Here is a 20536-nt window from a genome sequence, read left to right on the forward strand (position 1 = left end):
ACGGAACTACCAAACCCCTCCGTCACCGACGTTCGTACGCCGCCACCTCCCATCGCTGCGCGACAGGGAGGATAAGGGTCAGCCGGGCCTTTTTCGCCGCAGCAGATACCGCCACACGCCCACGCAGTTGATCGCGAACAGCGCCACGTTCTGCAGCCCGATCCCCTCGGCCTTGTCGTCGAGGAATCCCCAGGCCACCAGGGCGATCGAACTGGTGACGAAAATGACGAAGCCCCAGCCGGTCCATTTGCGGCCGAGGTCGAGCGATACGATAAGCGCCGCCACGGTTCCCGCAGCGGCGCCATAGTATTGCAGGCATTGCAGGACGACTTGGCTCATCCTCTCGCCTTCTTCTCAGGCCCTGTTGTGTTTGTCATCAGGCCCGGGCTCTTGCGGCCCCTCTCCTACTCGTGAAACGTCAGGTGCGCAGTTGCAGCGGCTCCAGTTCCTGTGGCCGGGCGCTGTCGGGGCATCCGGCAAGGGCATAGGAGATCGCCGCGAGGATCGCCTGTCGTGTAAAGGGTTTCTGGACGACCCCGATCGCGGTAGGCGCCGGGGTGTCGATCTGGCCGGGATTGGCGGTGACGTAGATCACCCGCACGCCGTAACGGCCGGAGAGATCGCGTGCGATGGCCGGGCCGGTGAGCCCGTCGCGCAAGTTGAGATCGACGAGCGCCACATCAGGAACATCACCCAGCATGCCTAGCGAAGCCATGTCCGGAACCGTGCCGACGACGGCATGGCCGCCATCGGCAAGGATATCTTCCAGTTGCAGCGCTACCAGGAACTCGTCCTCGACGATGAGGATTTTCCCGGAGTTGGCCACCATCGCATCCAAGGTACGTTGTCCCGGTTCAGGCAGCCACGCGCTGGGCGAGGCGAGCGGTGTCGGCATTGACGTTGGCGATCTTCACCAGTTCGCCGAAGAAGGCGTCGATCGCCTCGCCGCCAAGCACGAAGTTGTGGCGGAAGTCCGGCAGCTGGCCGGATTCGATGATCTTGGAGAGCATCGCGCGGGCGCGGCAGATGCGGCTCTTAACGGTGCCAAGCGCGATACCGCAGATATCGGCGATTTCCTCGTAGGAGAGGTTGCCGGCCGCTACGAGCACGAGGGCCTCGCGATAGGTTTCGGGAATGGCGGTCAGCGCGCGCAGGACGTCCGCCAGTTCGACGGCGCTTTCCTGGCTGGCTTCGGCGCGCAGGATGCGCTCTGCAGCCAGTTCGTCGTACTCGCCATGGAAGCGGGCGCGGCGGGCTTCGGAGTAGAAATGGTTGCGCAGGATGGTGAAGGTCCACGCCTTGAAGTTGGTGCCCGCGGCATAACGCTCGCGCGCCGCCCATGCCCGCAGCATGGCTTCCTGCGCCAGATCGTCGGCGCGGTCACGGCAGCCGCACAGACCGCGCGCGAATGCACGCAGGTGCGGCGCTACCTCTGCCAGCGCGCGGCGGAAATCACGGTCGCTGAGCGCGACCTTTTCGGGCTGGACCCCTTCGACGCCTGCTTCGACAACAGTCGACATTGCGTTACCCTCCTCTGAGAAAACCAGTCGGATAGCTAACGGCGGTGCGGCGAAAATAGTTCCCGGCAATGTCCTGAAATCGCCCATTTCGTTGCGGAAGCGACAGAAATCAGCGCCAGACCGAAAAACTTCCCGAAAAACTTTGCCGTATTTCCGCAGGATCGGCGGAACAATCATGGCCCATAAAAATTGAGGCCCCCGTCCACTTGAGTGGGCGAGGGCCTCCGGGATCGGATCACCACCGGTTTGCGGGGGGGGTGGGGGAGCCAGTGGTGATATTGTGGGAACGTAGCGCCCCTTCGTTGGTTCCCGAAAAAGCGTCTCACCGCAAAAAATTTTCCGGTTGCCCTATACGCCCGGCGGAGTCAGACAAACGACACCGGCCTTCAGGCGCAAAGGGCGCCCATCGACGTGCAATCGGGAAGCCAACTTCCCCCATAGGCCTTGAGGAACTTGAATGTCCGTCTCTGATCAGATTGCGATCCAGCTGCCTTACCTGCGCCGCTACGCGCGCGCCCTCACCGGCTCGCAGCACTCGGGCGACGCCTATGTCCGCGCGACGCTGGAAGCGGCCCTCGCCGACCGCTCGCTGCGCGATGCCATCGCCCGCAGCCGCGCCGCGCTGTATGAGGCCTTCACGCGCATCTGGTCGACCGGCCATGTCGAGGAACCCGCGGGCGACATCGGCGGCGGGCACGAGCAGGCCGCGCAGGAGCGCCTCGCCGCCGTCGCGCCGACGCACCGCCAGGCCCTGCTGCTGACCTCGGTGGAGGAATTCACGCGCGAGGAAACCGCGACGATCCTCGGCCTCGAGGTCGAGGAAGTCGATGCGCTGGTTTCCCAGGCGATTGCAGAGATCGAAGGGGAAAGCGCAACCCGCGTCCTCATCATCGAGGACGAGCCGCTGATCTCGATGCAGCTGGAAGGTCTCGTAACCGACCTTGGCCATACCGTCGTCGGCACCGCCGCCACGCACAAGCAGGCGATCGAAATCTTCGAGAAGCACCCCGCCGGCCTCGTCCTTGCCGATATTCAGCTGGCCGATGGCAGCTCGGGCATCGATGCGGTGGAAGACCTGCTCAAGTTCGGCGAAGTGCCGGTGATCTTCATCACCGCCTACCCGGAACGCCTGCTGACCGGCGAGCGGCCGGAGCCGACCTACCTCGTGACCAAGCCGTTCCAGGAAACCACCGTGCGCGCAACGATCAGCCAGGCGCTGTTCTTCAACTCGACGCGCCCGCAGGCCTGAAGGCCCGGCGCCTCCGGGAACATCGCTCATAGACCGCCGGTAGCGCGCGCCTTCCGATGCGACGCCGTCATTCCCGCCCGGGCGGGAATGACGGCGGACACGTATCGTTTCAGTCGTGCTCGCGCCCCCCCGAACCCATGTAGAGTTCGCTGCCGGTTTCGCGGAACACCTTGCTCATCTCGGCCATGCCGGCCTCCGCCTCTTCGGCGGCGACGAAGGTTTCAACCGGCTGGTTCTGCTTCGCGGCGAACTCGCGCACTTCCTGGCTGATCTTCATCGAGCAGAACTTCGGCCCGCACATCGAGCAGAAATGCGCCGACTTCGCGCCCTCCGCAGGCAGCGTCTGGTCGTGGTACTGCTCCGCCGTGTCGGGATCGAGCGACAGGTTGAACTGGTCGCGCCAGCGGAACTCGAAACGGGCGCGAGACAGCGCATCGTCGCGGACTTTGGCCGCCGGGTGGCCCTTCGCCAGATCGGCGGCATGGGCGGCCAGCTTGTAAGTAACCACGCCGACTTTCACGTCGTCGCGGTCGGGCAGGCCGAGGTGCTCCTTGGGCGTCACGTAGCAGAGCATCGCCGTGCCGTACCAGCCGATCATCGCGGCACCGATGCCGCTGGTGATGTGATCGTAGCCTGGAGCGATGTCGGTGACGAGCGGACCGAGGGTATAGAACGGCGCCTCACCGCAGGCGGCCAGCTGCTTTTCCATGTTCTCCTTGACCTTGTGCATCGGCACATGGCCCGGCCCCTCGATCATGACCTGCACGTCCTGCTCCCAGGCGCGCTTGGTCAGTTCCCCCAGCGTGTAGAGTTCGGCGAACTGCGCCTCGTCGTTGGCATCCGCGATCGAGCCGGGGCGCAGGCCATCGCCCAGCGAGTAGGCGACGTCGTAGGCCTTCATGATCTCGGTGATTTCGTCGAAGCGTTCGTAGAGGAACGATTCCTTGTGATGCGCCAGGCACCACTTGGCCATGATCGAGCCGCCGCGGCTGACGATGCCGGTGACGCGCTTCGCCGCCAGCGGCACGAAGGGCAGGCGAACCCCGGCGTGGATGGTGAAGTAATCGACGCCCTGCTCGGCCTGTTCGATCAGGGTGTCGCGGAAGACTTCCCAGGTCAGGTCCTCGGCAATGCCGCCGACTTTCTCCAGCGCCTGATAGATCGGCACGGTGCCGATCGGCACGGGCGAGTTTCGGATGATCCATTCGCGCGTGTCGTGGATGTTGCGCCCGGTCGAAAGATCCATGACGGTGTCGGCGCCCCAGCGGATCGACCAGACCATCTTGTCGACCTCGTTCGCCACGTCCGACGCGACAGCAGAGTTGCCGATATTGGCGTTGATCTTGACCAGGAAATTGCGCCCGATCGCCATCGGCTCGCTTTCGGGGTGGTTGATGTTGGAGGGGATGATGGCGCGGCCGCGCGCGACTTCCTCGCGCACGAACTCGGGCGTCACGTAGTCCGGGATCGATGCGCCCCAACTTTCACCATCTCTGGCCTGCCCGTCGCGCACGTATTCCTTGAGCATGGCGCGGCCGAGGTTCTCGCGCTCCGCCACATATTCCATCTCCGGCGTGATGATCCCGCGCCGGGCGTAGTGCATCTGGCTGACGTTCATGCCCGCCTTCGCGCGCAAGGGCCGCCTGACGACGTTGGGGAAGGCCGGAACCCCTGCCGAACGGTCAGGCCCCTTGATGCCGTTGTCCTCGGGCTTCACCTCGCGCGCGGCGTAATCCTCCACGTCGCCGCGCGCCGTGATCCATTCGCGGCGCTTGGGGGCGAGGCCCGCCGAAATGTCGATCGTGACATCAGGATCGGTATAAGGGCCGGAGGTGTCGTAGACCCGCACCGGGGCCTCGCCGCTGCCGGGTTCGAGGTGGATTTCGCGCATCGCCACGCCCAGCGGGCCGACGTGGATCTTCCTCGATCCACGGATGGGGCCGGTGGTCACGCCGATCTCGAGCTTGGAATTGATGTCTGCCATGGATTGCCTCTCTTTTTCTCCATGGGACGAAAAAAGAGACGCATTGCGGGCGTTGAAACATGCTCAAACCCGACGCTCCACTTCCTCCGCCCGTACTAACGGGTTCAGGTTCAACGGGTCTTGTGGAGCATACCCACAACTCTCAGCCACTTGCTGGCTCCCCGGGGACGGCGCAGTGATAGACGCGCGTATCGGCGGGGTCTAGAGGCTTGAGCCCATGCCGATGCTCTATCGCCTCGACGCGCCCGCGCCGCATGTCGCGCGCTCCTTCGGGGCCGAATCCGGCAATGACCCGTGGGACGGCGGCCACGTCGCGCCCGGGCAGTTCGCGCCGGTCATCACGGCAGGGCGAGAGGCGATCGCCGGGCCGAGGCCGCACTATCGCACCCCGCGCCGGATGATCCCGCGCCTCTGGGGCGTACCGCCGCCTCCCTCGGTCCACGAACAGCGCGGCATCCTGACGGTGCGCAACCTCGACAGCCCGTTCTGGATCGGCAACTTGCGCAACAGCGAGTTCCGCTGCCTAGTCCCCGCCACCGCCTTCATGGAGTGGGGCCGCCCCTCGCCCACGGATGGCAAGCGCCGCCAGTGCTGGTTCGCCTGCGCCGACCAACCGGTCTTCGCCATGGCGGCGGTATGGAAGGACAGCGAGATTCCCTCCTTCGCCCTCCTCGCCTGCGAAGCGAACGCGGCACTGAGAGCAGAGGGGCGAGAGACGATGCCCGCGATCCTCCCACCCGATCCGGCCGTGCAGGACACCTGGCTGCGCGGCGCCTGGGACCGCGCGAAGAGCCTCATCGTGCCTTACTCCTCGTCCCTCATGGAGATGCGTGTGGCGGGCTGAGCCCATCGCTATCCGAGACGCGACCAATCCCGTGCCGCATGCTTGTTGCTCCTCCGATAACGATCAACTTTCTCGATCGCAGTAAGGGGAGTGTAAAATGATCGAGCAGAACGACGCGGCAAAACTGAACCGACGAACCGCCTTGGGACTGGGCGCCACCGCGCTTGCCGCAGCCTCGCTTCCGGCGGCGGCGGCAACGCCGAAGAAGCGCCTGCTCGACACCGCCAATGCAGCCGACGCTTCGCTGATCTATCGCAAGCTGCGCTATCGCACGGACGACGGCTTGGTCTTCTCGTGGATCAAGGGTCCGTACATGGCCGCGACGGGCGGCGACCTGATCCCGGTCTATGCGATCAATCTCGGATCGATCCAGCGCATCACGCACAACGCCGACGGCAGTTTCGAGCTGATCGACCTGGAGATCAGCTTCCGCGTCGATATCGACACCGGCCGTCGCCTCACCGACCTCCGCAACCCGATCACGGGAGAGACCGTGAAAGTCGGCGGTCGCGGCCCGATCCCCACGCGCGTGCGGGTTTCGGCGACCAACGAGATCGACATTCCCGATATTCCGGGCGCGCCCCGTTTCGAGCACGTCCACACCCCCGCCGTGCCCTTCACCCTGCGCACCGGCGAGATCGCGGTGCGCGACCGCTCGCACGCCAGAGTGACCGCTCCCGACGGCTCGGTGTCCTATCTGAACGAAGTGAGCACCCTGTCCGCGCCAAGCGCGCTGGTGCTGGACCCGGCGGTCACCAACGTCGACACGCGGGTGCAGTCCAACGACGTGCGCAGCTGGCCGGAATGGCTGCGGATGGGCGATCGCCCCGGTACGCTCAACCTGTTCGGCAACGGCGGCAAGGTGAAGCGCTTCGAAGACCTTCCGGCGGACTGGCACGCCATGCTCGAGACGTATTATCCGCAGATCGCCAAGGACCCCGTCGCCGCTCTCGACAAGGCGGGGTAACAGGGCACGCCTTGTCTCAGGCAAGGAAGGTGGCCATCTGCGGTAGATGGCCTCCGCGACCCTCGACGCCCTGCTCGGCGAAATCCGCGCCTGCCGCCTGTGCGAGACGGCGCTGGGCTTCGAGCCGCGCCCGTTCGTCGCGGCCAGCCCCTCCGCGCGCCTGCTCATCATCGGGCAGGCGCCGGGCAGCAAGGTCCATGCCAGCGGCATAGGCTGGGACGACGACAGCGGCGACCGGCTGCGCGGCTGGCTGGGGCTCGACAAGGCCATGTTCTACGACACCGCGAAAGTCGCGCAGATGCCCTCCGGCTTCTGCTATCCGGGCAAGGCGAGCGGCGGCGACAAGCCCCCTCGCCCCGAATGCGCCCCGCGCTGGCACGCGCCGCTACTGGCCGAACTGCCGCAGCGGCGCCTGACCCTGCTGGTGGGGCAGTACGCCCAGAAACGCTACCTGCCGCGCGGCTTCGCGCCCAACCTCACCGAAACGGTGCGACGGTGGCGCGAGGCGCCGGAAGGACTGTTCCCCCTTCCGCATCCGGCGTGGCGCAGCCGGCTGTGGATGGCGAAGCACCCGTGGTTCGAAGCGGAAGTGCTGCCTGACTTGCGCCGGAAGGTGATCGAAGCCGTCGAAGGCTCCCCGCATCAGAACGTATAGGCCACGCCCGCGCCCAGGACCCACTGGTTCGCACTGCCCCGCAGCGAGGTGAACGGCGTGTCCTTGCCGTCGTTCAGCATGCGCGAATAGTTCGCCACTCCGAACACCGAAAGCCCACCGTCGCGCACGTCGCCGGAGAGGTCATAAGCCATCAGCAGCGAGGTGTTGACGCTGTCCCAGCCGCCCTTGGCATTGTAGACCGGCAGCCCGCTCGCAAGGCTCTGCCCGGGATTCACCGAGTAATAGTAGCGCGCGAACTTGTCATCGACACGGCGAGCGCTGACCGCCAGCACCGTGACGATCGCCGGGCTCAGGGGCGTCGTGTAGCTGATCGCGGGGGACCAGACCATGCCCTTGTAGGCACCGTTCACGTCCCACTTCACGTCGCTCGACAGCGTGAGCGTATCGTAGTCGTGCAGCACGCGGTACTTGGTCACGCCCGCGCTGACGCCGACCTCGATCGCCGGATCGAGCTTGCCTGCCGCCCGCACGACCTCGTCCCGCACGCGCCGGTTGCGATTGAACGAGGCCGTGACGACCGGCCCCAGCGAAAAGCCGATGCCCGAATCCTTGTCGTCGGGAATGAAGTCCAGCGCCACGCCCGCAACGCGCGGATTGATGTCCACGCCCTTGAAATGGCCGCGCACCAGCGGCACCGGCGAGAGGATGTAGTCATCCGAGCCGCGATAACTGGGAACATAGACCGCGCCGACGCCGACCGTCAGGTAATCGCCGTCGAGGACGTTCTCGGCCGGCTGTTGCTGCGGCGCCTCCTGCGCGATGGCGGGCATCGAAAGAAGGGCGGCAGATGCCGTGCAAATCCGTAAGACAAGGCGTGAATTCATGACGGTCCCCTGAAGATCTTGGGAGACCAACGCTTTGCGGGACCTAACAGTTGCCTCGCGTGGCTTTCAGACCGACGACTGCCAGTCACGCACCGCCTCGATCGGGTGCACCAGCATCAGGACGTTGAGGGTCAGGTTGTCCCGGATCATGAACAGCGTGAACGCCTCGAACACAAGCGCCAGAGCCACGCTGGCACGGGCCGGAAGGCGCGCGGCGACAATGAAACCCAGCGCCATCCACCCCACGTCGCTCAGCGAGTTGAGCACGCTGTCGCCGCTGTAACCGTAGCTGATCGTGACTGAACGGTAGCGATCGATGATCAGGGGCGAGTTCTCCAGCAGTTCCCAGCCTCCCTCTAACGCCACCGCCAGCGGCAAGGCCCAGCGCGGCGACAGGACGCGGCCCAGCGCAGTCCACCGCCAGAGCGCACGCGCGATTCCGTAGAAGATGAGCCCGTGGATGACGTGGCTGAAACTGTACCAGTCAGCCACCTGCTGGCTGTTCTGGTCCGACTGCACATCCCCCGCCCAGAACCGGACGACGCCGCAAGGGCAGATGCCCGGGCGGCCCATCGCAAGCTCAACCAAAAGCAGCGCAAGGCCAAGACAAAGCGCCAGCCACGCCGCCGGACGATGCGGCAGCAGGGGCGAGCGTCCCGCGAGGTTCAGGATGCCGCGGCACCTTCGGGCAGCGTCTCGTTGCCGTCGCCGAGGCGGCGCTGCATGAGGAACACGTCGATCCACTGACCGTGCTTCCAGCCCGCCGCCGTCAGCGTACCGACCGGCAGGAACCCCGCCCGCGCGTGGAGCACGACCGAGGCCGGTTCCGAGGCCGCGATCACCGCAAAAGCCTGCCGGAAACCGCGCTTCTCGCACTCGGTGAGCAGTTCCTGAAGCAGCGCGCTGCCGATCCCGCGGTTCAGGCTGTCCTGGCACACGTAGATCGTCGTCTCGACGCTGTAGCGATAGCCCGCACGCGGGCCGTAGCGCTGGGCAAAGCCGAAGCCGAGCACCTTGCCGTCATCGTCGCGCATGACGAGGAAGGGATAGCCGCCCTTGATAAGCTCACAGATCCGCCGTTCCGATTCCGCCTCGTCGGGTGGTTCGGTCTCGAACGTCGCGGTGCTTTCCAGCACGTAGTGCGCGTAAATCTCGGCTATTGCGGCCGCATCCCCCGATGCGGCGTCGCAAACGGCCAGTTGGCCTGTGAGTTGCCCTGTCATCGTCACGAACATGCAGTAAAGCGAGGGGTCTGCCAAGTTGCAGCAATCGTTCGCAGTGCCTAAACAACGCCGCGATGCAGCAAAAATCGGCCGATCCGGCGTTCTGTGACCTCGCGATACTCGGCGGCGGCCTTGCCGGCGGGCTGATCGCGCTTGCCTTCGCGGCGCGGCGACCGGACCTTCGTGTGGCGATATTCGAGCGTGATCAGCGACTTGGCGGGGAACACGTCTGGTCCTTCTTCGCCAGCGACCTGCCCGAAGGCGGCGAGGCGCTGCTGGACCCCATCGTCGTTGCCCGTTGGGACGATTACGAGGTGCGTTTTCCCGGCACCAGGCGGCACCTAACGACACCCTACCGGAGCGCAACGGGCACAAAGCTCGACGCGGCGGTGCGCGCAGCGCTGCCCGCCGACGCCATCGTCACCGGCTTCGAAGTCGGGCACGCCGACGCCACCAGCGTCACCCTGTCCGATGGTCGCCGCTTCGCCACCGGGGCGGTGATCGACGCGCGGGGGAGCCGGGGCCTGCCGCACATGGCAGGCGGCTGGCAGAAGTTCGTCGGGCTGTCGCTGCGCCTCGCTTCGCCGCATGGGCTGGCGCGGCCGGTGGTGATGGATGCCACCGTCGCGCAGATCGACGGCTACCGCTTCGTCTACTGCCTGCCCTTCTCCGATACCGAGGTCTTCGTCGAGGATACGTACTATTCCGATACCTCCGACCTCGACCTCCCGGCCCTGCGCACCCGCATCGCCGACTATGCCCGCGCGCAAGGCTGGCAGGTCGAGAGCGTTGCCTACGAGGAAACCGGCGTCCTTCCCGTCATCGCCGAGGGGGATTTCGAGGCATTCTGGCGCGCCGGAAGCCCCCTGCCGCGTGCCGGAACCCGCGCCGCCTTGTGCCATCCGCTGACATCCTACTCGATTCCCGATGCGACAAGATTCGCGCTTTACCTGACCAGCCTCGACAATCTCTCCGGGTCCGCCCTATTGAGGACCAGTCATGACAGGGCCGCACAGCACTGGCGCCAAGGGCGCTTCTATCGAATGTTGAGCAAGATGCTCTTCGGCGCCGCACACGGCCCGGATCGCTGGCGCATGCTGGCGCGCTTCTACACGCTGCCCGAAGGGCTGATCGAACGCTTCTACGCAGGCCGCTCGACCCCGCTCGACATGGCGCGCGTGCTGGCCGGAAAGCCGCCGGTGCCGGTGGGCGCGGCGCTCGCCAGCCTGACCGGGCGCGGGCGTCCGCTGGCTGATCTGGGAGCCGTCTCGTGAAGAAAGCCTGCGTCATCGGCGCCGGTTTCGGCGGCCTCGCCCTCGCGATCCGGCTCCAGAGCAGCGGCATCGCCACCACCCTGATCGAGGCGCGCGACAAGGTGGGCGGCCGCGCCTACTCCTGGCAGCGCGAGGGCTTCACTTTCGATGCCGGCCCCACCGTCGTCACCGATCCGGAATGCCTGCGCGAGTTGTGGAAGCTCTCCGGCCACGACATCGCCGACGACGTGACGCTGATGCCGGTCATGCCGTTCTACCGCCTCAACTGGACCGACGGCGTCACCTTCGACTACTCGAACGACGAAGGTTCCCTGCGCCGCGAGATTGCCCGCGTCGCCCCCGGCGACCTTGCCGGGTACGAGGAATTCGAACGCTACGCCGCCGGGGTCTGGCAGGAAGGCTACGTCAAGCTGGGGCACGAGGCGTTCCTCGACTTCTCCAGCATGATCAAGGCCGCGCCCGCGATGATGCGCTATCAGGCGTGGCGCTCGGTCTATTCGATGGTCTCGCACTACGTGAAGGACGAGCACCTGCGCCAGGCGCTCTCGTTCCACACCCTGCTGGTCGGCGGCAACCCGATGAGCACCAGCGCGATCTACGCCCTGATCCACAAGCTGGAAAAGGACGGCGGCGTGTGGTGGACCAAGGGCGGCACCAACAAGCTGGCGCAGGGTATGGCGAACCTGTTCGAGCGGCTCGGCGGCACGCTGCGCGTCGGCGACAAGGTCCGGCAGGTCCACACCATCGGCGATCAGGTCACCGAAGTGGAATGCGAGAGCGGCTGGCGCGAACGCTTCGACGCGGTCGCCTCCAACGGCGACCTCATGCATACGTACGCCAGCCTCCTCGGCGACACGGTGCGCGGCAAGGAGATGGCCAGGAGCCTCACCAAGAAGAGCTTCTCGCCAAGCCTGTTCGTCGTGCACTTCGGGCTGGAGGGCACCTGGCCCGGCATCCCGCACCACACGATCCTGTTCGGGCCGCGCTACAAGGGCCTGCTCGACGACATCTTCGAGCATGGCGTGCTGCCGCGCGATTTCTCGATCTATCTCCATCACCCGACCGTCACCGATCCCTCGATGGCGCCGCCGGGCAAGAGCACTTTCTACGCGCTCGTCCCCGTCGCCCACATGGGCAAGCTGCCGATCGACTGGGCGGAAGTCGGCCCGGTGCTGGAACAGCGCGTGATCCGCGAAGTCGGCCGCCGCCTGATCCCCGACATCGAGGACCGCATCGTCACCCGCTTCCACTACGCCCCGCCCGATTTCGAGGCGGACCTCGGCGCGTGGAAGGGCAATGCCTTCAGCCTCTCGCCGATCCTGACGCAGAGCGCCTTCTTCCGCGGCCACAACCGCGACGACAAGCTGAAGAACCTCTACCTCGTCGGCGCGGGCACGCATCCGGGCGCGGGGATTCCCGGCGTCGTCGGCAGCGCCAAGGCCACCGCCAAGCTGATGCTGGAAGACCTCAGGTGAGCCGGGAAGTCCACGCCCTCAATGCCGCATGGGGCTGGACCGGCGTGCACTTCGCCGAGGTCGTCGCGCACAGCCTGATGGGGCACATGCTCGTCACCGACGATGCGGGCGCGTTCCATTACGTCGATCCCGATCTCGGCGAAGTCACCCCGCTCGGCACCGAAGCGGAGGCCAGGGCGCACATGGCCCGCGATGAAACGAAGGCGATCTGGCGCGCGGACGCCCTTGTCGATGCGGCGGTAAAGCGGCTAGGGCCTCCCGCATCGGGCGAGGTCTACAGCCTCACCCCGCAGGCGCTCGTCGCCGGGGACTATGCCCACGAGAATCTGGTGCGGATCGATTTCGTCCGCCTCATCCAAATCACGGGTGACCTCGCCCGGCAGACGCGCGATCTTCCGGAGGGCGCGCTGGTTAATATCAAGGTAGTTGACTGACATGAAGCGTCTCGCCGTCTACTGCGGCTCCGCCACTCCCGCCGATCCCCGCTACGTCCAGCTGGCCGCGGACGTCGGCACCGCGCTTGCCACGCAGGGCATCGGCGTCGTCTACGGCGGCGGTCGCCTCGGCCTCATGGGCGCCGTCGCGGGTGCCGCGCTGGCGGCGGGCGGCGAGTGCATCGGCGTCATCCCCGAAGCGCTCACCGGCAAGGACGGCAAGGGCGGCGAAGTCGCCAACTACGACTGCGAACTGACGATCGTGAAGACCATGCACGAGCGCAAGGCCAAGTTCACCGAGCTGTCCGACGGCTTCCTCGTCCTGCCCGGCGGCGTCGGCACCATGGACGAGCTGTGGGAGGCGGTCAGCTGGGCGCAGCTGGGCTATCACAACAAGCCGGTCGGCGTGCTCAATGCCTTCGGGTTCTACGACGGGCTGCTGGCGTTCAACCGTCACATGGCCGAAGTCGGCTTCGTGCGTCCGGCGCACCAGGGCATCCTGCTGGCCGATACCGAACTGGCGCCGCTGCTCGACCGGATGCATGCGCACCAGCCGATCGTGCCGATCGTGAACATGGACCCGAACACGCTGTGATGCACGTGGCCTGCCGTTCGGGCGAGGGAGGGCTTGTCCCCCCCTCGTTCGTCATTGCGAGCGAAGCGAAGCAATCCAGGGCAGTCTCAAGCCGCCCTGGATTGCTTCGCTTCGCTCGCAATGACGACGGGTGGGGTGAACGAAAGACCAGCGGCAATGCCCTTTAACCGCGCCGCCCTCGTCGCCGAGGCGCGCGAATCCATCCGGCGCGGGTCGAAGAGCTTCGCCGCCGCCAGCCGCCTGTTCGACCGCGAAACGCGCGAGCGGGTCTGGCTGCTCTACGCCTGGTGCCGCGCCTGCGACGACATCGCCGACGAGCAGGAGTTCGGTGGAGGACATGGGGGCGGCGCCTCCACCCCCGGCAAGCTCGACCCCGAATCGCGCCTCGCCACGATCCGCACCCTCACCGAACTGGCGATGGCCGGGGAGGCAACCGGCTCGCCCGCCTTCGACGCGCTCGGCCAGCTCATGCGCGAGACGCCGATCACCCCCGCCATGGTCGAGGACGTGCTCGCCGGTTTCGCGCTCGACGCCGCCGAATGGCGCCCGCGCTCCGAAACCGACATGCTGCGCTACTGCTATCACGTAGCGGGCGCGGTGGGGGTGATGATGGCCGCCGTCATGGGCGTGCCCGCCGACGACGAGGACACGCTCGACCGCGCCTGCGACCTCGGCATCGCGTTCCAGCTCGCCAACATCGTGCGCGACGTGTGGGAAGACGACGCCAACGGCCGCTGCTACCTTCCGGTCGAGTGGCTGGTGGAGGCTGACATCCCCCCCGGCGAGATCACCAAGCCGCACTATCGCCACGCCCTCGTCCCGCAAGTCGCGCGGGCCTGCGCGATGGCGCGCGAATACGAGGCCTCCGCCCGCGTCGGCGCGGCGAAGCTGGCATTCCGGCAGCGCTGGGCGGTGCTTTCGGCGGCAGGCATCTACGGCGGCATCGCGCGGGAGGTCGAACGCCTCGGCGCCCATGCATGGGACCACCGCGCGCGGGTCAGCACGCCGCAGAAGCTGCGCCTGATCGCGGGCGCCTTCTTCGAGGCCAAGCGTGAACCGGCCCCTGCGCCGATACCCCGGCCATCGCGCCGCGAACTGGCGCGCCTCTCGTCGTCCCGGACGACGTGAAACCCTCTAAGCAATAGACCGGAAACAAATCCGTAGGACCCGGCGTTACCCACGCACACAACTGTTGGGAGCTACGTCCATGCTATTCACCATCGCCGCCATCCTCATCGTGCTCTGGCTGCTCGGCTTCGTCGTGTTCCATGTTTCCAGCGCGCTGATCCACGTGCTGCTGGTGATCGCCATCGTCGTGGGTCTCGTGCAGCTGTTCCGCGGCCGCAGGGTATAAAAAAGCGCGTGCGCCCCGTCAGTGACCGACTGGCGGAGGCGCATTGCGGTAATACTCCGGCGGGTTGAGACGGCGGAACAGCCGTCCGCCCTCCGAATAGAGCACCAGTACCAGCGCGATCAGCCCGCAGATCACCATGGCCGCCATGATCGGCCGCGCGGTGCCGTCGTAAGCCTGTCCGATCAGCGACCCCAGCGTCGCCCCCAGCACCATGCGCACGAACGCCATGACCGATGCCGCCGCCCCCGCGATCCGCGCGAAAGGCTGCAGCGAGATCGCCTGGAAGTTCGAGCCGATGAAGCTGAGCATGCACATCGACAGCGTCATCAGCGGCAGGAAGGTCCACAACCCCTCGCCCCGCATCGCCAGCACGAGATGAAGCGCGCCCACCGCGATGTAGCACAGCAGGGCCGCGTGCGAGACGCGCCGCGCACCGAACCGCTCGACGATGCGGGCGTTGGCGAAGTTGGTGCAGGCCATCACCAGCGCCATGCAGCCGAAGATCACCGGGAACATCGTGCCCGCGCCGAAGTGCTCGCCCACCAGCTGCTGCGCGCTGTTGATGTAGCCGAACAGCGCCGCCTGCACGAAGGCCGCGCCCAGGAAATAGCCGAGTGACGCGCGCTCCTTCAGCGCCAGCCCCATGTTCCCCGCGATCACGCCGAAGCGCACGGGCTGGCGGAAATCGGGGTGCAGCGTTTCCGGCAGGCGAGTCCATGCCCAGGCGAAGACGCAGGCGGCAAGACCGCCCATGATCCCGAAGATCCAGCGCCATCCCGCGAACAGCAGCACCGTCTGCCCCAGCATCGGCGCGATCATCGGCACCACCATGAAGGTCATCGCGATCAGCGACTGGCTGCGCGCCATGCGGTCGCCCTCGAACCGGTCGCGCAGGATGGTCATCGGCATGACGATCATCGCCGAGGTCACGAAGCCCATCATGCCGCGCGCGATCAGCAGCAACTCGAAGCTGGCCGAAACCGCGCAGACCATGGAGAGCAGCACGTAGGAAGTGATCGCCGTCAGCACCACCGGACGCCGCCCGAAACGGTCGGCCAGCGCCCCCGGAAACAGCGAACCGAGCCCCGAGCAGATCAGGAACACGCCGACGATCAGCTGGCGCCGGTTGGGGTCGGCCAAGTGCAGGTCGGTGCCGATCGCGCCGAGCGCCGGCAGCATGACGTCGATCGCCAGCGCCTGCAGGGCTTGGAAGGAGGCCATCATGACGACGAATTCGAGCTCCCCCATCGGGAACTTGTCGGAGCGTGGTGCGGGGGAGGTCATGCGCTGGCGCATGCCGCACTTGGCATTGGATGGCCAGTGAAATCCCGCTCCGGATGGCGCATTCGGCCCGAACAGCGCTATATGATATCACATGTTTTCGCAGGACGATCATCGCCCCGGATCGGGAGAGGACGAGGCCGACGGCCTGCGCAAGATCATTCACGTCGACATGGACGCCTTCTACGCCAGCGTCGAGCAGCGTGACGATCCCTCGATCCGGGGGCTTCCCGTAGCGGTCGGCGGCTCGTCCGGACGGGGCGTGGTGGCGGCGGCAAGCTACGAAGCGCGCAAGTTCGGCGTGCGTTCGGCAATGCCCTCCGCCCGCGCCGTTCGCCTTTGCCCGGACCTCGTGTTCCGCAAGCCGCGCTTCGAGGTCTACCGCGAGGTCAGCCAGCAGATCCGCGCGATCTTCCTCGACTATACCCCCCATGTCGAACCGCTCTCGCTCGACGAAGCGTATCTCGACGTCACCGCCGACCTCAAGGGCATCGGCTCGGCCACCCGCATCGCGCAGGAAATCCGCCGCCGGATCAAGGCCGACACACGGCTGACCGCCAGTGCCGGGGTGTCCTACAACAAGTTCCTCGCCAAGCTCGCCAGCGACCAGAACAAGCCCGATGGCCTCTGCGTCATCCGCCCCGGCGAGGGCGCGCAGTTCGTCGCCGGGCTACCGGTGCGCCGCTTCCACGGCGTCGGCCCGCGCGGGGCGGAGAAGATGGCGCGCCTCGGCATCGAGACCGGCGCCGACCTTGCGGGCAAGGACCTCGCCTTCCTGCGCGCCAACTTCGGCAGCTTCGCCGAGTACCTGTTCCGCGCCGCACGGGGCGTCGACTTGCGCCAGGTACGTGCCGATCGCCCGCGCAAGTCGGTAGGCGGCGAGCGCACCTTCTTCGAGAACATCGAGGATCCGGTGGCCCTGCGCGAAACCATGGACCACATCGTCGATACGGTGTGGGAGCGCATCGAACGCTCCGGCGCGCGGGGGCGGACGGTGACGATGAAACTGCGCTACGCCGACTTCCAGACGCTGACCCGCGCGCGGTCGCTGCATCATTTCGTGGCGGACAAGGCGGAGTTCTCGGCGATCGGCCATGCCTTGCTGGAGGACCACTTGCCCCTGCCCCAGCCGATCCGCCTGATGGGCCTGACGCTTTCGGCGCTTGAGCAGCGCGAGGAAGACGCGCGGCCCGCGAAGGACGGGCAGTTATCGCTGTTGTAGGAATCCTCCCTGTTCCGAAGGAATGGGGAGGGGGACCGCTCGCGTAGCGAGGGGTGGAGGGGGAGAATCCCCTCCGTCAGCCCTGCGGGCTGCCACCTCCCCATCGCTGCGCGACAGGGAGGATAAGCGGCCCCAAAAAATGGAAGGGCGGCCCCTGAAGACCGCCCTTGACCGGGGACACAATCACTAAACCCGCGTCCGCCCCACAAGTTCCCGCCATAATTGACGGCCGGAGCGGGCTCTGGTTGGCGGAACGAGCCACACCCCGGCCGGGCGACCCGAAGGCCGCCAAGGGCGCTTCAGTCGTTCGGGATCACCCAGCGGATGGTCCCGTCGTAAGTCCCTGCAGCCCTGCCGCCGGTGGCATCGCTCGCCGCATCGAAGCGGGCGCGCCGGGTCACGTTGCGGCAGGTCGCCGCATCGAGGCCGGGAAAGCCGCTCGACTGCGTGACCGTACAGCCCGACACGCGGCCATCGGCATCGATGGCGAGGCGGAAGCGCACCGTCCCGGTATTCCCTGCGCGAATGTCGGCGGTCGGGTAGTCGGCAGTGGTGACCCAGCCCGCGACATTTCCACGCGGCCGGGCGACCTTGGGCGTGAAACGGGCCGCCGGTTCGCTCGGCGCGGTGGAGGGCAGCACGAAGTCGCTGCTGAACTCGGTGGCGCCGCTTACCGGCATCGGATCGACGGTGACGCCGGTGATCGCAGCCTTGGGCGTGATGTCCAAGCGCGGCAGCGGCGCGCTGATCGGCGTGTCGCGCACCAGCTTCTGGTCCGGCTCTGCGGTCGGAGGTGGCGGCAGGTCCGGGGTGACAGGCTTGGTGGGGAAGAACTCGCTGGCAAGGTGCGGCGGCTTCTCCTTCTCGAAGAAGGTCACCGCGAAACCGTTGATCAGCGCCAGTGCCAGACCGCCCTGGATCAGGACGACGGCACCACCAGTCAGGGCCTTGCGTGTACTTCCGGAATTCCCGTCGACATAAGACATGGGCTTCTCCTCAACAGCGGCCCGTATCCTGCCGTTCACCGCAGGTACGGCACCGGTCAGCGAGAAGATAACACAGTCATAATTCTTGCAAATTACTTTTTACTAAACATGCCAAGTATTTAACAGGGCGCCCACATGATCAGCGTGGTTAGCATGCGCTGCATTGCAATAGCGCGCGAAATCAACGCGCGCCTGCGAGTGCCTTCTGGCGGCGACGCTGCACCGAACTGCCGAGCCCGATCGCCTCGCGGTACTTGGCGACGGTACGCCGGGCGAGTTCGAAGCCCTTGCCCTTCAGCAGGTCCACCAGCGCGTCGTCGGACAGGATCGCCTTCGCATCCTCGGCATCGATGAGTTGGCGGATCGCCGCCTTGACCGCCTCGGCCGAGGCCCCGCCCTCGCCGTCCGCCGAGGCGACGCCCGAACTGAAGAAGTACTTCAGCTCGTAAGTCCCACGCGGGCAATTGAGGAACTTGTTCGAGGTCACGCGGCTGACGGTCGATTCGTGCATGCCGATCGCTTCCGCCACCGCGCGCAGGGTCAGCGGTCGGAGGTGCGCGACACCCTTGCGGAAGAAGCCGTCCTGCTGCTTCACAAGTTCGGCCGCAACCTTGAGGATGGTCTTCTGCCGCTGGTCGAGCGCCTTGATCAGCCAGTTCGCATCCGCCAGCTTGTCCGACAGCCACGCGCGCGACGCCTTGTCGTCGCACTCGCCTTTCATTTCCACGTAGTAGCCGCGATTGACGATCAGCCGCGGCAGCGTCGCCTGGTTGAGCGCGATGTCCCAGCCGCCGTCGCTGCGCGCCGTCACCAGAATATCGGGCGTCACCGCGCCGCTCGGCTCGCCGCCGAAGCGCAGGCCTGGCTTGGGGTCGTAGCTGCGCAGTTCGGCGAGCATGTCGGCGAAATCCTCGTCGTCGACTCCGCAGATGCGCTTGAGGCGGGGCAATTCGCCCTTGGCCAGAAGGTCGAGATTGTCGATCATCTTGGCCATGAGCGGGTCGTAGCGATCCGCCTCGCGCGCCTGCAGGGCAATGCATTCGGACAGGCTGCGCGCACCGACGCCGGTGGGGTCGAGCGCCTGGACCAGCGCCAGCCCTTCCTCCATCTCGCCGGGATCGACGCCGAGGTCGCCCGCAAGTTCGGACAGGCTCACCGGCAGGTAGCCCGCCTCGTCGAGCTGGCCGATGATGTAGCGCGCGACGCCCTCGGTGAAGGGATCGCGCGCGACCGCGCCGACTTGCGCTTCGAGGTGTTCGGCCAGCGTGCCGCCGAGGGCCGCGCGTTCGTCGATGCCGGGGCCTTCCTCGCCGCCCGATGCTCCGCTGAGCCGCAGGTCCGCGCCCCATGTCTCGTCGCGGACGGCGCCGTCGCCGGTGTCGCGATCACGGTCGAGAGCGCCGGTATCGATGTCGAGCGGGCGATCGTCGGCAGCGCGGCCCTCGCCGATCAGGCGATCCACGCCGGACGTCTCCAGCGCCGTGACACGCGCCTCGGCGGGTGCCTCCACGGTCTCGGCGGCAGGCCCCTGGGCGCCCACGTCAAGAAGCGGGTTGGCGTCGAGCGCCTCTCCGATGAAAGTCTCGATCTCGAGGTTGGACAGCGCCAGCAGCTTGATCGCCTGCTGAAGCTGCGGCGTCATGACCAGCGACTGGCTCTGCCTGAGATCGAGGCGCGGCCCCAGCGCCATCGATCAGAGGTCCGTGCTGTGATCCTTCGGCAAGCTCAGGATGGGCGGGAAAAGGAAATCCACCCCCACCCCCGCTCGTGCTGAGCTTGTCGAAGCACCTGCACCACGATTGGCCCCGGCACGCCGAAGAATCACAACGTGAAGCCTTCGCCCAGATAAAGGCGCCGCACGTTCTCGTCCGCCACCAGCGCTTCCGGGCTGCCGGCGAAGAGCACCTGGCCGCCGTAGATGATGCAGGCGCGGTCGACGATGTCGAGGGTCTCGCGCACGTTGTGGTCGGTGATCAGCACGCCGATGCCGCGCGTCTTGAGATCGCGCACGAGGTCGCGGATGTCCGAGATCGACAGCGGGTCGATGCCCGCGAACGGCTCGTCCAGCAGCATGATCGAGGGCTTGGCGGCCAGCGCGCGCGCAATTTCGCAGCGGCGGCGTTCACCGCCCGAGAGCGCCATCGCCGGGCTGGTGCGCAGGCGGGTCAGGCCGAATTCGTCGAGCAGGCGGTCAAGCTCGGCCTGCCGCACATCGCGGTCGGGCTCGTTCAGTTCGAGCACCGCGCTGATGTTCTGCTCCACCGTCATGCCCCGGAAGATCGAGGTTTCCTGCGGCAGATAGCCCAGACCCAGGATCGCACGGCGGTACATCGGCAGGCGGGTCACATCGACCCCGTCCATCAGGATACGCCCGGAGTCGGGCCGGACCAGCCCCATGATCGAGTAGAAGCACGTCGTCTTACCCGCGCCGTTCGGCCCGAGCAGGCCCAGCACTTCGCCCTTCGCGACCGAAAGCGAAATGTCGGTGAGCACCGCGCGCTTGTCGTAGCTCTTGGCGATCGAGATGACCTCCAGCCCGCCACGCTCCGCCAGAAGTGCGGAGTCGGTGGCTGCGGGGCCGTGATCCTGCTGAAATTCTGCCGTCATCGCCGGGCACTTACCGCAGGC

The 20536-nt window shown here is 66.6% G+C and carries 22 protein-coding genes and 1 riboswitch; of the genes, 11 read left to right on the plus strand and 11 right to left on the minus strand.

Features of this window, described 5'->3' with window-relative positions; translation table 11 throughout:
- Positions 1 to 78: 78 nt before the first annotated feature.
- The 3 genes from HWN72_RS12275 to HWN72_RS12285 all read right to left on the minus strand — a co-directional run bounded on the left by HWN72_RS12275 (position 79) and on the right by HWN72_RS12285 (position 1520).
- Positions 79 to 339, minus strand: coding sequence for a hypothetical protein (locus tag HWN72_RS12275; protein WP_008832965.1), 261 nt, complete (start codon positions 337 to 339; stop codon positions 79 to 81).
- Between the two features lie 79 nt (positions 340 to 418).
- Positions 419 to 829 carry a response regulator gene (locus HWN72_RS12280; protein ID WP_036527291.1) on the minus strand — a complete coding sequence of 137 codons (411 nt, stop codon included), beginning with the start codon at positions 827 to 829 and terminating at the stop codon, positions 419 to 421.
- A gap of 25 nt (positions 830 to 854) precedes the next feature.
- Positions 855 to 1520, minus strand: a complete 666-nt coding sequence (locus tag HWN72_RS12285; protein ID WP_008832963.1) for a sigma-70 family RNA polymerase sigma factor — start codon at positions 1518 to 1520, stop codon at positions 855 to 857.
- Between the two features lie 457 nt (positions 1521 to 1977).
- Here HWN72_RS12285 and HWN72_RS12290 point away from each other — a divergent pair, with 457 nt between their 5' ends.
- Positions 1978 to 2769 (plus strand): response regulator, encoded by a 792-nt coding sequence (locus HWN72_RS12290; protein ID WP_008832962.1) that lies wholly within the window; start codon positions 1978 to 1980, stop codon positions 2767 to 2769.
- Positions 2770 to 2878: 109 nt separating this feature from the next.
- On the opposite strand, the gene thiC is transcribed toward HWN72_RS12290, so the two are convergent.
- Complete coding sequence (gene thiC / locus HWN72_RS12295) at positions 2879 to 4753, minus strand: phosphomethylpyrimidine synthase ThiC (protein WP_211150392.1); 1875 nt, start codon at positions 4751 to 4753, stop codon at positions 2879 to 2881.
- Between the two features lie 63 nt (positions 4754 to 4816).
- A riboswitch (TPP riboswitch) is annotated at positions 4817 to 4927 on the minus strand.
- A gap of 43 nt (positions 4928 to 4970) precedes the next feature.
- Here thiC and HWN72_RS12300 point away from each other — a divergent pair.
- The 3 genes from HWN72_RS12300 (at position 4971) to HWN72_RS12310 (ending at position 7219) form a co-directional block, all read left to right on the plus strand.
- On the plus strand, positions 4971 to 5597 hold the full coding sequence (locus HWN72_RS12300; RefSeq protein WP_036527234.1) for an SOS response-associated peptidase family protein: 627 nt from the start codon (positions 4971 to 4973) through the stop codon (positions 5595 to 5597).
- A gap of 97 nt (positions 5598 to 5694) precedes the next feature.
- Positions 5695 to 6564, plus strand: a complete 870-nt coding sequence (locus HWN72_RS12305; protein WP_008829797.1) for a DUF1838 family protein — start codon at positions 5695 to 5697, stop codon at positions 6562 to 6564.
- Between the two features lie 46 nt (positions 6565 to 6610).
- Complete coding sequence (locus tag HWN72_RS12310; protein WP_008829798.1) at positions 6611 to 7219, plus strand: uracil-DNA glycosylase family protein; 609 nt, start codon at positions 6611 to 6613, stop codon at positions 7217 to 7219.
- On the opposite strand, the gene HWN72_RS12315 is transcribed toward HWN72_RS12310, so the two are convergent.
- From HWN72_RS12315 to HWN72_RS12325, 3 genes are all read right to left on the minus strand, one after another.
- The gene (locus HWN72_RS12315; protein WP_008829799.1) at positions 7207 to 8010 is read right to left on the minus strand and encodes a MipA/OmpV family protein; all 804 of its coding nucleotides are present in this window, start codon (positions 8008 to 8010) and stop codon (positions 7207 to 7209) included. The genes HWN72_RS12310 and HWN72_RS12315 overlap by 13 nt on opposite strands.
- A 120-nt stretch (positions 8011 to 8130) precedes the next feature.
- Positions 8131 to 8709: a DUF2585 domain-containing protein gene (locus HWN72_RS12320; protein ID WP_036527289.1), complete on the minus strand. Its 579-nt coding sequence runs from the start codon at positions 8707 to 8709 to the stop codon at positions 8131 to 8133.
- A 20-nt stretch (positions 8710 to 8729) separates the two neighbouring features.
- On the minus strand, positions 8730 to 9323 hold the full coding sequence (locus tag HWN72_RS12325) for a GNAT family N-acetyltransferase (protein ID WP_008829801.1): 594 nt from the start codon (positions 9321 to 9323) through the stop codon (positions 8730 to 8732).
- 38 nt (positions 9324 to 9361) lie between these two features.
- Between HWN72_RS12325 and crtY the strand changes: the two genes are divergently transcribed.
- From crtY to HWN72_RS12355, 6 genes are all read left to right on the plus strand, one after another.
- Positions 9362 to 10561 (plus strand): lycopene beta-cyclase CrtY, encoded by a 1200-nt coding sequence (crtY, locus tag HWN72_RS12330; protein ID WP_008829802.1) that lies wholly within the window; start codon positions 9362 to 9364, stop codon positions 10559 to 10561.
- Positions 10558 to 12036, plus strand: a complete 1479-nt coding sequence (locus tag HWN72_RS12335) for a phytoene desaturase (protein WP_008829803.1) — start codon at positions 10558 to 10560, stop codon at positions 12034 to 12036. Before crtY ends, HWN72_RS12335 begins: the two co-directional genes overlap by 4 nt.
- Positions 12033 to 12470 (plus strand): hypothetical protein, encoded by a 438-nt coding sequence (locus HWN72_RS12340; RefSeq protein WP_008829804.1) that lies wholly within the window; start codon positions 12033 to 12035, stop codon positions 12468 to 12470. Before HWN72_RS12335 ends, HWN72_RS12340 begins: the two co-directional genes overlap by 4 nt.
- A gap of 1 nt (position 12471) precedes the next feature.
- Positions 12472 to 13065 carry a TIGR00730 family Rossman fold protein gene (locus HWN72_RS12345; RefSeq protein ID WP_008829805.1) on the plus strand — a complete coding sequence of 198 codons (594 nt, stop codon included), beginning with the start codon at positions 12472 to 12474 and terminating at the stop codon, positions 13063 to 13065.
- A gap of 156 nt (positions 13066 to 13221) precedes the next feature.
- Positions 13222 to 14193: a phytoene/squalene synthase family protein gene (locus HWN72_RS12350; RefSeq protein ID WP_008829806.1), complete on the plus strand. Its 972-nt coding sequence runs from the start codon at positions 13222 to 13224 to the stop codon at positions 14191 to 14193.
- 79 nt (positions 14194 to 14272) lie between these two features.
- On the plus strand, positions 14273 to 14419 hold the full coding sequence (locus HWN72_RS12355; protein WP_008829807.1) for a lmo0937 family membrane protein: 147 nt from the start codon (positions 14273 to 14275) through the stop codon (positions 14417 to 14419).
- A gap of 18 nt (positions 14420 to 14437) precedes the next feature.
- On the opposite strand, the gene HWN72_RS12360 is transcribed toward HWN72_RS12355, so the two are convergent.
- Positions 14438 to 15703 carry a multidrug effflux MFS transporter gene (locus HWN72_RS12360; RefSeq protein WP_202196475.1) on the minus strand — a complete coding sequence of 422 codons (1266 nt, stop codon included), beginning with the start codon at positions 15701 to 15703 and terminating at the stop codon, positions 14438 to 14440.
- Positions 15704 to 15794: 91 nt separating this feature from the next.
- Here HWN72_RS12360 and dinB point away from each other — a divergent pair, with 91 nt between their 5' ends.
- Positions 15795 to 16922: a DNA polymerase IV gene (gene dinB / locus HWN72_RS12365; RefSeq protein ID WP_008829809.1), complete on the plus strand. Its 1128-nt coding sequence runs from the start codon at positions 15795 to 15797 to the stop codon at positions 16920 to 16922.
- 299 nt (positions 16923 to 17221) lie between these two features.
- Here the strand turns inward: dinB and HWN72_RS12370 are convergent, their stop codons facing one another.
- The 3 genes from HWN72_RS12370 to lptB form a co-directional block, all read right to left on the minus strand.
- Complete coding sequence (locus HWN72_RS12370; protein ID WP_008832086.1) at positions 17222 to 17908, minus strand: energy transducer TonB; 687 nt, start codon at positions 17906 to 17908, stop codon at positions 17222 to 17224.
- Positions 17909 to 18089: 181 nt separating this feature from the next.
- Positions 18090 to 19598, minus strand: a complete 1509-nt coding sequence (rpoN, locus tag HWN72_RS12375; protein ID WP_008832087.1) for an RNA polymerase factor sigma-54 — start codon at positions 19596 to 19598, stop codon at positions 18090 to 18092.
- Positions 19599 to 19729: 131 nt separating this feature from the next.
- Positions 19730 to 20515, minus strand: coding sequence for an LPS export ABC transporter ATP-binding protein (lptB, locus tag HWN72_RS12380; RefSeq protein WP_036527225.1), 786 nt, complete (start codon positions 20513 to 20515; stop codon positions 19730 to 19732).
- Positions 20516 to 20536 lie beyond the last annotated feature (21 nt).

It is taken from the genome of Novosphingobium sp. HR1a (assembly GCF_015594425.1).
GTDB classification, from domain to species: domain Bacteria; phylum Pseudomonadota; class Alphaproteobacteria; order Sphingomonadales; family Sphingomonadaceae; genus Novosphingobium; species Novosphingobium resinovorum_A.